Origin of the sequence: Halobacillus kuroshimensis DSM 18393, from assembly GCF_000425705.1 — a bacterium.
In the GTDB taxonomy this organism is placed as follows: domain Bacteria; phylum Bacillota; class Bacilli; order Bacillales; family Halobacillaceae; genus Halobacillus; species Halobacillus kuroshimensis.
The window spans coordinates 1,149,426-1,160,998 of the sequence record NZ_AUDY01000008.1; the positions used below are offsets into that span (position 1 = coordinate 1,149,426).

The following is an 11,573-nucleotide window of genomic DNA, read 5'->3' on the forward strand; positions in this document are numbered from 1 at the left end:
CGAATCCAACTTTTTGCAAAGTACGTACTTTAAAGTCACGTAGGTACTTTTTAGTAACATTTGTGCCATCAGAGGAGTTGACCGGGACCCTGGCGGTACAATTTTTTAAGGATCCCGACAAAGGAAGTCATAACGATGGAACATTTCATTAAGATATGATAAATTTTTTAAAGCATTGAAAAGTATAAAAGACGTGTCTTCCATTCATAAGGAACGTGGGTCATGAAGGAGTGGATCATGATGAAAAAATACAACATCCCCGTAGAGGCAGCTCTTGAAGTCATCGGCGGGAAGTGGAAAGTCGTTATTTTATGTCATTTGATAAAGCACGAATTACGAACGAGTGAATTGAAGCGTCTCATGCCGGGGATTACTCAGAAAATGCTTACCCAGCAGCTAAGGGAGCTCGAGCAGGACGGGGTGCTGGACCGGGTGGTCTTCAATCAGGTGCCCCCGAAAGTCGTGTACAAACTAACAGACTACGGGTGGTCCTTAAAGCCTGCTCTGGATATGCTCTGTGCATGGGGAGAACAGCACATCGAGAACTGCTATCCCGATAAATCCGAAGTTCTTGCAGATGATCATGAATTAGAAAAAGTATAAAAAAAGGTCAATGCCGCGGTCGGCATTGACCTTTTTCATTTAATCGGAATCCACACTTCCTCTTCAGCATTTAGATCATCCATCCGGTATTCCGGACCCATTCTCTCGAAATGAGGGCGCTCATCCAGATCATAGAGAGAGTTCGGAAGCCACTCATTAAAAATAGTATTAAGTGTGCGAACAAAGGTTTGTGCTGGTCCTTTATGAATAAAAACGGCGTACAGTCCTCCATTTAAAGTAAAGCTTTCCATACTTTCCGGAGGTTCATCATTAGAAGGAACGTGTACAGCTGCCCATCGGGTGAAACACGTATCACAGGCAAACGTGTTCCATTCAAAACCTTCCGGATAAATGGATAGGTTATAAAAGTACTCATCCTTCCGCTCTGGAATCATTTTCACCTTTGGTTTGAAGCTTTTCCACAATTCTATAGTCTTATCTTCGGTCAACGTCATGCTCCTGCTTTCTCCAATAAGGTACACGTTTTCAAGCTGAACGATTTGTGGCTCCATACGGCTGCCTCCTCTACATATTTCTACATCTTGTAACAAATTTAACAAAAATAGGATTTAATTGTAGACTTTAAGGGTAAGGAGAAGAATCAATCCCCTGCTTTTTATTATTACATATGAGGTGAAAAAATGAAGAATGTAACTCCTGTTTTTTGGTATGGGTTGACCATTTGCGCGTTGTTCGTAGCCTGGGGAGCAATCAGCCCTGATCAGCTCCAGACCGCCACTGCCGAAATTACGGCCGGTATTTCAAACACGTTTGGATGGTACTACCTGATCATTGTTTTAGCAATGCTGATTTTTTGTATCTATCTAGTTTTCTCCAGGTTCAAAAACCTGAAGCTCGGAAAACAGGACGAGAAACCTGAATTCTCCCTGCCTACATGGTTTGCCATGCTTTTCAGTGCCGGTATGGGAATGGGCGTCGTCTTTTGGACAACAGCCGAGCCTGCTTCCCACGCGTTCAAAAGCAGTCCTATAGCTCCTGAGGGAAGCGAACAGGCGATCAAGGATGCCATGCAGTACTCCTTTTTCCACTGGGGCATCCACGCTTGGGCGATTTATGCTCTCGTCGCTCTTGTCCTTGCCTACTTCAAATTCCACAAAGGTTACCCCGGATTGATCAGCGCCACTTTAATTCCGTTGTTCGGCAAAAAAGCGATGGGCGGCCTGCCGGGCAGGCTGATTGATGTACTTGCCGTCGTCGCCACCGTCGTTGGTGTAGCCGCGACACTTGGGTTCGGCTCCGCCCAGATCAACGAAGGACTGGGGTACTTATTCAACGTTCCCACTAACTTCACCACCCAGTTTATTATTCTCATTGTTTCCATGGTGCTCTTTATCGCATCCGCCTGGTCCGGAATCAGTAAGGGAATCAAATATTTAAGCAATACGAACCTATTTCTCGGATTTGCTTTGATGATTCTTTTGTTTATTGTCGGACCTTCCATCCTGACATTGAATATGTTCACACAGTCTCTTGGAAACTACGTGACCAACTTTTTCGATATGAGTCTCCGCATTGCCCCTCTTAATGAGGAAAGCCGATCGTGGATCAACTCGTGGACCATTTTTTACTGGGCGTGGTGGATTTCCTGGTCGCCTTTCGTCGGTATCTTCATTGCAAGGATTTCCCGTGGACGAACAATCAAGGAATTCATGACCGGTGTGCTGGTGGTTCCATCTCTCGTCTGCTTCGTCTTCTTTGCTGTTTTCGGAACAGCAGCCATCGATCTGCAGCAGCGTGGCATAGAAGCTATTTCAGAGTTCCCGATTGAAACCGCAACGTTTGCGACACTGGATTACTATCCGCTTGGCACACTCATGTCCTTCATTACGATTTTTGTAATTGCGATTTTCTTTATCACATCTGCGGACTCCGCTACGTTCGTATTAGGAATGCTTTCGACCAAAGGCTCATTAAATCCAGATGGTGCAGTTAAAATTTTGTGGGGGCTGGCCCTCACAGGTATGGCCGCCACCATCGTTTATTTCGGGGGTACACAAGGCCTGCAGAACGTCCTGATCATTGCCGCCCTCCCTTTTTCAGTGGTCATTTTACTTATGGGTGGTTCTTTCTTCAAGGAAGCCAACCGTGAAATCAAAGAGCTGAAAAAAGCAGAATCCAAGCCGTCCAGAATGAAGAAGAAGGCGCAGTAGTCTCCTTATTTCTTTTTAAAATCCCATAACTCCTCCGATTATCTGTCATAGGCTCTTGATATCGAACTTTTATATGTTACAATACCAATAACATTCGGATATTTTCATATAATAGCAGGGATAAGGCCTGCAAGTTTCTACCGGTTTGCCGTAAATGAACCGACTATGAAAAGCCTGACAGACGAAGGATCCTTAGGAAGGATTCTTCTCCTTACGATGCCAGCTGTGCGTATCGTCCGGCTTCTCATGACTTTGAGAGGTGGACGATACGCATTTTTTTATGAAACATCCAATGTAATTCATCTTCAAGGTGGGAATCCCATGGAACTGTTGGAAAGAAAAATCAGAGAAGAAGGACGTGTACTCTCCGCATCTGTCTTAAAGGTGGATGCCTTCATCAATCATCAGATCGACCCTGTATTAATGGACAGCATTGGACGTGAATTCGCCGACCGATTTTCAGGAGCAGGCATTACAAAAATATTGACGCTTGAATCCTCGGGAATCGCTCCTGCTCAAATGACAGGCCTTCACTTACAGGTTCCTGTTATCTTTGCGAGAAAGCGCAGATCATTGACGCTGAACGATCAGTTGTACACATCAGAAGTCTACTCCTTTACAAAAGAACAGTCGAATGAGATTGCCGTCTCTCACGACTTCATAAACGCAGACGATCACGTCTTGATCCTTGATGATTTCCTGGCGAATGGACAAGCGGCACTCGGTCTCCTACATATTGTTGAACAAGCAGGAGCTTCCCTGGAAGGAATCGGCATTCTTATCGAAAAAGCCTTCCAGGAAGGCGGAGAAGGATTAAGAAACAGGGGGATCCGAGTTGAATCCTTAGCCCGTATTGCTTCATTGGAAAACGGACGTGTCAACTTTGTTGAAAAGGTGGGAGCACAGTGAAACAGATCACGCTGGCCATTCAGCATCTTCTTGCGATGTACGCAGGTGCGATTCTCGTCCCATTGATTGTAGGAAGTTCTCTCGGATTAACCTCTTCACAGCTCACCTACCTTTTAGCAGTCGATATTTTCATGTGTGGAGCGGCAACCATCCTGCAGGTTGTGAAGAACAAATATTTCGGTATCGGACTGCCTGTTGTCCTCGGCTGTACCTTTACCGCCGTGGGACCGATGATTGCTATCGGAAGCGAATATGGAGTAACAGCCATATACGGCGCCATCCTTGTATCCGGCCTGTTCGTACTTATAATCAGCCGCTTTTTCAGTAAGCTTGTCCGGTTTTTCCCTCCGGTTGTAACGGGTTCTGTCGTTACCATCATAGGAATTACTTTGATCCCGGTTGCCGTACAGAACATGGGCGGCGGACAGGGAGCAGAAGACTTCGGTTCTCTATTCAACTTGTCTCTGGCTTTCGGTACTCTGGGAGGCATTATCCTTTTATACCGGTTCACCCGTGGATTTTTCCAGTCAATCTCAATCCTTCTGGGAATTACTGCCGGTACACTGGCCGCGTTCTTCTTCGGCCGGGTTGATACATCAGCGGTTACGGAAGCTTCCTTCTTCCACATGATTGAACCGCTTTACTTCGGTGTCCCTACATTCCACTGGTCGGCCATTTTGACGATGATTCTTGTCGCTATGGTATCCCTTGTTGAATCGACGGGCGTTTATTTTGCTGTCGGTGATTTGACTGATCAAGAAGTGAAGGAAAAAGACTTGAGAAATGGGTATCGGGCTGAAGGTATCGCCATTCTGCTCGGCGGCTTTTTCAATGCTTTTCCTTACACCGCATTTTCTCAAAATGTCGGTCTTATGAACATGACTGGTGTGAAATCAAAAAAAGTCATCTTTATTATGGGCGGCATGCTGCTTGGACTGGGTCTGCTCCCTAAGGCAGCCGCTTTAACAACAATCATCCCGACCCCTGTTCTAGGTGGAGCCATGCTTGCCATGTTCGGTATGGTCATCGCCCAGGGAATCAAAATGTTAAGCAGAGAAGCCGCCGCTTCTCCTGAGAATTCCATGATTGTTGCCTGTTCCATCGGCATGGGTCTTGGTGTAACTGTAGCACCGGAGCTATTCGCCCAGCTGCCAAACAGTATTCAAATCTTAACAAGCAACGGCATTGTAGCCGGAAGCCTTACAGCTATCGGACTTCACATTGTTTTCCATATGACCCGCAGACCGTCTGAGAAAAAAGCAGCCGCTGTGTGGCAGGAAGGGGCCTGAAACAACCCCCGGCAGATTCTGCCGGGGGTTGTTTTTTTATTCATAAGGCTGGTTGGGAATTTCAAGGTTCCACCGTTTCTCAAAATCCACATACTCCGTAAAGTTATGCTGCTCTCCGATCATATCCTCGTCTAAATAAGGGGAATAGGTTCTGTGGGTCAGCGTGTTCTTGTTTAAATCAAATTCAATGATCCGCAGAAACCCTTCTCCACCATTCGGGTAACCTTGGTAATCGGCTACATACTGATGAACCGGCAGCCCTGCCTCATTTTTACGAATCTTCCGGTGAGTCCCGCTGTAATGGCCATTCACTGTCATGAAGATCTGACTGTTCTTGGCAATCCATTCGTCATAAATGAAAGCAGGAGAATTTCCTTGAGACTTTCTAACGTATGGTTTTTCAGCAAGCCTTCCTTTTGTATCCATAAGCAGATGAGACACAACGATGACCGGCATGCCGGGGTGTTCATCCAGGACACGCTGGGCCCAGGCAAGATCTTCACCGGGCAGATCGATATTTAGAAAAAGGAGAAGAAACTCTTTTCCTTCTGTTGAAAATGTATAATAGGAATTCAATTCATTTCGAGAGTGCCCCCCATATCCTGGACGCTCCTCCATCCGCCTGCTTCCGAAGTACTGTTTATAGCGGGACGCTTTCCCACCCATGTCATGGTTTCCTATCGCTATCCCATAGGGCACTCCGGCTTGATCCAACCGATCAACGGCCTGGTCCGCATTTTCCCATTGATGTTTTTGGTTTTTATCCACCACATCTCCTAAGTGGGCTGCAAAGCGTATGTCCTCTTTTTGGAAGTTATCTGCAAGCCACTGAGTCTGAGCATGAAATCTTTCCGGAAATTCATCCGAATACAACTGGGTATCCGGAAGTAGAACAATTTTAAATTTCCCATCCCCTTCGAAATCTGTGGCTTCACTACTTACGGTATAAGCAACGGCAAGACTGAGAAATAGTATAAGAAGGCTCTCATTGATCCAAAAAACAGCCGTTCTCACCGAAACCCTTCCTTTCTCTGTAAAAGAACTAACCATCTTTCTCTGTGGTTACTTAGTGTGTCCATTCCAGAACGGGATATGAAGGAATTGAACTGGAGCTCTCTGGAAGGAATCGAAAAGGAACGCAAACAAATTATTTTGAGTCTCGAAACAAAATTGATAAGATTAACGATAGGATTTTACAAAGAAATGAGGACAGGATATGACTGAAAAAACACTCTCGCAAACGAAATACAGCGTTTTGGACCTGGCTCCTGTAACAGAAGGCGGCACTCCCGCTGATTCCTTTAAGAATTCAGTGGATCTGGCTCAGCATGCGGAGCGCTGGGGATTTAACAGATATTGGATGGCTGAACACCACAATATGCCGTTCATCGCAAGCTCGGCTACTTCTATAGCCATCAGCCACGTCCTGCATCACACTGATTCCATTCGTGTCGGCTCAGGCGGGGTTATGCTCCCAAACCATGCCCCACTCGTCGTTGCTGAGCAGTTTGGTACGTTGGAAACCTTATTCCCAGGGCGCGTTGATTTAGGCCTCGGGCGGGCACCGGGAACAGATCAGCTGACAGCTGGTGCGTTAAGGAGAAACCTGGAAAGTGATCCAAATGAATTTCCTGAACAGCTGGAAGAATTAAGAGGCTATTTTGCAGGAGAAAACCGTATCCATGCTGTACCAGGGGAAGGGCTGAATGTGCCGATCTGGCTGCTTGGCTCCAGCGGATTCAGTGCACAGCTGGCCGGACAGCTTGGGCTGCCATTCTCATTCGCCAGCCACTTTTCCCCCAACAATACCGAAGGGGCGCTTCGATTATACAGACAACAATTCCGCCCTTCTGATGTGTTAGATGAGCCTTATGTGATGGTCGGTGTGAATGTGATTGCCGCCGATACCGATGAAGAAGCAGAATACCTGGCAACGTCCCTGCAGCAGCAGTTCCTGAATCTCGTCCGGAACACAAACATGCTTCTGCAGCCACCTGTAGAAAACATGGAGGACGTATGGACGCCAAGGGAAAAGCTGGCACTCATGCAGCAGCTCGGCTCTTCCATTATCGGAAGTAAAGAAACAGTCAGAGCGAAACTGGAGAGCTTCCTTCAAGAGACGGAGGCAGACGAAATGATGGTTATTTCCCAAATATACGATCACGATAAACGTCTGCGCTCTTATGAAATCATTTCCGAAATTATGAACACATAAAAAAAGAGCGCCCTCTGGGCGCTCTTTTTTGTGGAATATTTTACTCGATTAACATCCCCTCTTCAGCCGAACACTATGGACGATGATTGTAAGGAGGGATGTTATATGGGAAAGCGCACGTCACAAATGAACGCTGCCAAAACTAATAATAAAACGCCAAAAGAAAGCCTGCCTGTTGAAGAAGAAACAGGACACCGCACCAATAAAAATCGTCCTAAACCAGGTCCGGGCGCTGATTCATTCTAATTTAGACACGGCAGGTGGGAGGGTCTCCTCTCACCTGTTTTCCAAATGCAGATCCCCGGACTGAGTAGCAATCCGAATGATGTCCTCTTCAGTTCCACCCCCAAGTACAGCTTCGAATGAGTGCTCCTTTTTCGTTTCATATAGCAAATCTTTCCAGTTAACGACCGCGTCGCCTGACTGGCTCGTAAATAAAACTTTTCCGTCTTGAGGAGCTGCCAATGCATAACTCACATGCACATCCCCACTGTTCGTTTCCACTTCCAGACCATTCAGCACCTGCATTCCGCTCAAGGATAGATCACCGGAAGTCGTGTCGACTGTTGTTTTCCCGCCATCAGCGTCTTCTTCTCTAATGGATCCGCTCTTTGTTTTGTATGTTCGCGCGCCTGCTGTAACAGCTTCCCCTGTGACATCTCCACTGGAAGTTTCAACAGCCAGCGTCTTTTGAATCTCATTATCCACCATGTCCACAGATCCTGAAGAAGCCTCGATATGTATAGTCTCTGCTGTCAGCCCCTCGATACGGATGTCTCCGGACGATGCCTGCATGGTTAACCCCTCATATTTTTTCTTAGGTAACACGATGCTTAAGGAAGCATCTTTGAATGGAGAAAAAGGAAGCAGACGGATCCCTTTTCGTTCCCCTTCTTCAATATGTAATGTTCCCTCGGAGTAGTGATACGTAAAAAGAGGCTGGTCCGTCTTTCCTTCTGCGCTCATTTCAATGTCGGAAACAGATGCGGTCTGAATGTCCACATCCATGGATGCCACTTCGATTTCAATCCTCTCAACTTCTTGTTTTTCATACTCCGTCACAGCTTTCACCTCCTGGCTTCCCCATAAAGAATACAAAACGACGCCTGAAAGCAGAACAAGAAGAACTAAACAGATGCCTGTCCATATTTTTTTCATAAGCCCCCTCTTTCGTCGATACAATACCGGATACAATGCTGGCAGATGTATGAAGAATGCGCCGTGTATCTGTTCATCAGCCCCCTGCCTCCATACTTTTTCTAAGAAAGATCAAACACATCCCTGAACAGCTTTCCTATACATGTAAACACCCAGAAAAACAGCCGCCCGATACCGAAAGCCACCTCCGGAACCCAGCCAATACATTCGATAAGAAATTCAAAGAAGGCGGATACACGTCCACTTCTTCTTCGCCCATGATTCTTGTTATGATTCACATGCATCCTCCTCCTCCGCTGTTATCATGGTTTACGGAAAAGAATGGAAAAAAGTTTCACATTTGACAGCATTTACAGACCGGTTTGTTTTATATCCTCCACCCACGCGTCCCGGGAGGAAGGATCTTCCTCTTGTTTTTCTACCGGTCTCTTTGACCAGAACGTCGCAAGTATTGGACCAGAGATGTTGTGCCATACAGCAGCAAGAACGTTCGGCAGCGCTGCAAGGGGACCAAAATGGGCCGTAGCAAGAGCTACACCAAGACCTGAATTCTGCATCCCTACTTCAATAGAAATCGCCCGTCGCTTGCTCTCATCCAGCTTCATCATTTTCGCTGTTCCATAACCAAGGGAAAGCCCGAAAAGGTTATGAAGCATAACGGCAGCAAAAACCATCACACCAGAACTGACGATACTGTCAACATTCGCCGCCACTACAGCCATAACAATAATGATGATTGCCAGAACAGAGATCAGCGGGATGATGGACGTTCCTTTTTCAACGACTACGGGGGCGAGTTTACGCACCCCAACCCCGAGAGCAATAGGAATAATAATAACCTGAACGATGGAAACAAACATAGATACCGGGTCAACAGGCAGCCACTGCCCTGCCAAAACAAGAAGAATCAACGGCGTAAAGACAGGGGCCAGAAGCGTCGACAACGAGGTCATCGCCACAGACAATGCGAGATTTCCTCTTGCAAGAAAAACCATGACATTGGAAGAGGTCCCTCCCGGAACTGAACCGAGCAACACAAGTCCTGCCGCAAGTTCAGCGGGAAGATTCAGTAGATAAGCAATGGCAAAAGCAGCGACCGGCATAATCAAATATTGGGACAACACACCGATGATTACAGGGACAGGCTTTTGTACGACCATTTTAAAATCCACCGGCTTCAATGTGAGTCCCATTCCGAACATAACAACACCTAACAGAATGGTGATATAGGCTCCCAGGCCGAGAAATGTGGAAGGGAGAAAGAAAGCGATCAGAGCAGCTCCCACCACCCAGAAAGCAAAATACTTCCCGGCGATATGGCTGATTGACTCCAGCATTTTCATACGTTTGTCCTCCTTGTTGGAACGAGTTTGCCTGGATTCATAATTCCTTTCGGGTCGAGTGCCTGCTTAATTTTCTCCATTACAGCAAGCGCGGAGCCGTGTTCCTGCTCCTGGTATTTCATCTTTCCTCGTCCAACTCCATGTTCACCTGTCGAGGTCCCACCGCAGGCAAGCGCATATTCTACAATGGCTTCATTCAACTGCTCCGCTTTAGCAGCTTCACTGGGAAGATCCGGATCCAGCATAAGAAGTGCATGATAATTCCCGTCGCCCACATGACCCAGTATCCCTGCTTGAAGACCGAGATCTTCAATGACTCTTCGCGCGTGATTAACAGCTCCAGCCAGTTCAGAAATCGGAACACACACATCCGTCACCATCAGCTTCCTGCCGGGAAAGCTGTGAATATAGGCATAAGCCAGCTGATGCCTCGCCTCCCACAGCTTCACCCGGGCAGCGTTATCTTCTTCAAAATGGATGCCCTGACAATCATGTTCCTGCACAATCGCTTTCACAAAATCCACATCCTGTAACAGGCCAGCCTCATTCCCGTGAAACTCTAAAAATAAAGTCGGCTTTTCTTCATACGTCGTGTTGTTATAGCGATTTACCTGCTGGATCGACCGGTCATCCACGAGCTCCACCCTTGCAATGGGAACGCCTGACTGCAGGATGGATACCACTGCCTCAACGGCATCGTTGACGGTTGGAAAGGCCGCCCTTCCTGCCATGATGTGCTCCGGAATGCCGTAGACGCGCAGCGTTAATTCCGTTATGCACCCGAGAGTCCCTTCTGAACCTACATAAAGACTGTTCAGATGAATACCGGAGGAGGACTTCCTTGCCATACTGCCTGTATGTATTCGACTTCCATCAGGCGTGACCACTTCAAGGTCATGGACCTGATCTTTCATGACTCCATATTTGACGGATGTTGTTCCACTTGCATTAGTCGCTGCCATTCCCCCGAGTGTGGCATCCGCCCCCGGATCTACAGTAAAGAACAGGCCGTATTTCTTCAACTCCTTATTAAGTTGAGACCTGGTCACTCCCGGCTGGACTTTTACGAGAAAATCCTTCTCCCTCACTTCAAGCACGTTGTTCATTTGTGAAAAATCAATCGTTATCCCGCGTCCACAAGGGATGACGTGGCCCTCAAGGCTCGTCCCAAGCCCAAAAGGAATAATCGGTACGCCGAAAGATTCTGCTGCTTTTACTACCACCTGCACCTCCTCGGTTGTCTCTGGAAAGACAACAAGCTCCGGCTTTGCCGGTTTATGATAAGATTCGTCCCTGCTGTGATGTTCAAGAACGGTGTCATTCGTTGAAAATTGATGTTCCTCAAGCACCTGTTTTAATTCTTGTATGAGATGGGTCATATTTACTGCCACTGCTATTCCTCCTGCCTGTATTGTGTCTCACATTATACATAATAGTCTGAATTTTACAACACAAGGGTGTTTTTTTCATTTTTTTCTAAAGATATGTAACACATGCGGAGATTTTTTCACACAAAAAAGCACCCCTTTCAATGAACTATAACCCGAATAATGGACACTTATAAAAAAAGTGCCCCGTTATTCGGGTTATTTCTATCTCTAGAAATTTAACCCGTTTATAATGAAAATAAGTTTATGAACGGAGTGGATGGAATTATGAGTAAACAACTATATTCAAATTTGGAAATGAAACAACTGGAGGCCAACCCAAATGTGATAAGGGTTTCAGATCGTTCCATTACCTATCACCCTCATTTTAAGAAAGTCGCCATTCGTGAATATCAAAATGGAAAGTTCCCCACTCAAATTTTCGAGGAACACGGATTTGATTTGAGTGTTGTGGGAAAGAAGCAGCCAAAGCGATGCTTGAAGCGTTGGCGTGAAAC

The 11,573-nt window shown here is 46.5% G+C and carries 13 protein-coding genes and 1 riboswitch; of the genes, 7 read left to right on the forward strand and 6 right to left on the reverse strand.

The features are described from left to right. Positions 1 to 240: 240 nt before the first annotated feature. Positions 241 to 603 carry a winged helix-turn-helix transcriptional regulator gene (locus H615_RS0107940; RefSeq protein ID WP_027954645.1) on the forward strand — a complete coding sequence of 121 codons (363 nt, stop codon included), beginning with the start codon at positions 241 to 243 and terminating at the stop codon, positions 601 to 603. A 35-nt stretch (positions 604 to 638) separates the two neighbouring features. Here H615_RS0107940 and H615_RS0107945 read toward each other — a convergent pair whose 3' ends face one another. Continuing rightward, entirely contained in the window at positions 639 to 1,115 is a 477-nt protein-coding gene (locus tag H615_RS0107945) for a GyrI-like domain-containing protein (RefSeq protein ID WP_027954646.1), read from the reverse strand. 129 nt (positions 1,116 to 1,244) lie between these two features. Here H615_RS0107945 and H615_RS0107950 point away from each other — a divergent pair, with 129 nt between their 5' ends. From H615_RS0107950 to H615_RS0107960, 3 genes are all read left to right on the forward strand, one after another. Next, entirely contained in the window at positions 1,245 to 2,774 is a 1,530-nt protein-coding gene (locus H615_RS0107950) for a BCCT family transporter (RefSeq protein ID WP_027954647.1), read from the forward strand. Positions 2,775 to 2,858: 84 nt separating this feature from the next. Beyond that, positions 2,859 to 2,960, forward strand: a riboswitch (purine riboswitch). A 135-nt stretch (positions 2,961 to 3,095) separates the two neighbouring features. Beyond that, a complete protein-coding gene (locus H615_RS0107955; RefSeq protein WP_027954648.1) occupies positions 3,096 to 3,683 on the forward strand; it encodes a xanthine phosphoribosyltransferase in 588 nt (195 codons plus the stop codon). Continuing rightward, on the forward strand, positions 3,680 to 4,972 hold the full coding sequence (locus H615_RS0107960; RefSeq protein WP_027954649.1) for a nucleobase:cation symporter-2 family protein: 1,293 nt from the start codon (positions 3,680 to 3,682) through the stop codon (positions 4,970 to 4,972). The genes H615_RS0107955 and H615_RS0107960 overlap by 4 nt, the downstream gene beginning before the upstream one ends. A gap of 36 nt (positions 4,973 to 5,008) precedes the next feature. Here H615_RS0107960 and H615_RS0107965 read toward each other — a convergent pair whose 3' ends face one another. Next, a complete protein-coding gene (locus tag H615_RS0107965) occupies positions 5,009 to 5,986 on the reverse strand; it encodes a metallophosphoesterase (RefSeq protein WP_027954650.1) in 978 nt (325 codons plus the stop codon). Between the two features lie 202 nt (positions 5,987 to 6,188). On the opposite strand from H615_RS0107965, the gene H615_RS0107975 reads away from it, so the two are divergent. Further along, positions 6,189 to 7,187, forward strand: coding sequence for an LLM class flavin-dependent oxidoreductase (locus H615_RS0107975; protein ID WP_027954651.1), 999 nt, complete (start codon positions 6,189 to 6,191; stop codon positions 7,185 to 7,187). Between the two features lie 105 nt (positions 7,188 to 7,292). Further along, positions 7,293 to 7,433, forward strand: coding sequence for a hypothetical protein (locus H615_RS22300; RefSeq protein ID WP_156896457.1), 141 nt, complete (start codon positions 7,293 to 7,295; stop codon positions 7,431 to 7,433). A gap of 30 nt (positions 7,434 to 7,463) precedes the next feature. Here H615_RS22300 and H615_RS0107985 read toward each other — a convergent pair whose 3' ends face one another. The 4 genes from H615_RS0107985 to H615_RS0108000 all read right to left on the reverse strand — a co-directional run bounded on the left by H615_RS0107985 (position 7,464) and on the right by H615_RS0108000 (position 11,079). After that, a complete protein-coding gene (locus H615_RS0107985) occupies positions 7,464 to 8,345 on the reverse strand; it encodes a DUF4097 family beta strand repeat-containing protein (protein ID WP_027954652.1) in 882 nt (293 codons plus the stop codon). A 101-nt stretch (positions 8,346 to 8,446) separates the two neighbouring features. Then, positions 8,447 to 8,623, reverse strand: coding sequence for a hypothetical protein (locus tag H615_RS22305; RefSeq protein WP_156896458.1), 177 nt, complete (start codon positions 8,621 to 8,623; stop codon positions 8,447 to 8,449). Between the two features lie 72 nt (positions 8,624 to 8,695). Continuing rightward, positions 8,696 to 9,688, reverse strand: coding sequence for a bile acid:sodium symporter family protein (locus tag H615_RS0107995; RefSeq protein WP_027954654.1), 993 nt, complete (start codon positions 9,686 to 9,688; stop codon positions 8,696 to 8,698). Next, complete coding sequence (locus tag H615_RS0108000; protein WP_027954655.1) at positions 9,685 to 11,079, reverse strand: FAD-binding oxidoreductase; 1,395 nt, start codon at positions 11,077 to 11,079, stop codon at positions 9,685 to 9,687. Before H615_RS0108000 ends, H615_RS0107995 begins: the two co-directional genes overlap by 4 nt. Before the next feature lie 264 nt (positions 11,080 to 11,343). On the opposite strand from H615_RS0108000, the gene H615_RS22625 reads away from it, so the two are divergent. After that, positions 11,344 to 11,573 (forward strand): HTH domain-containing protein (locus tag H615_RS22625; protein WP_027954656.1); only part of this gene is annotated, 230 nt, incomplete at its 3' end.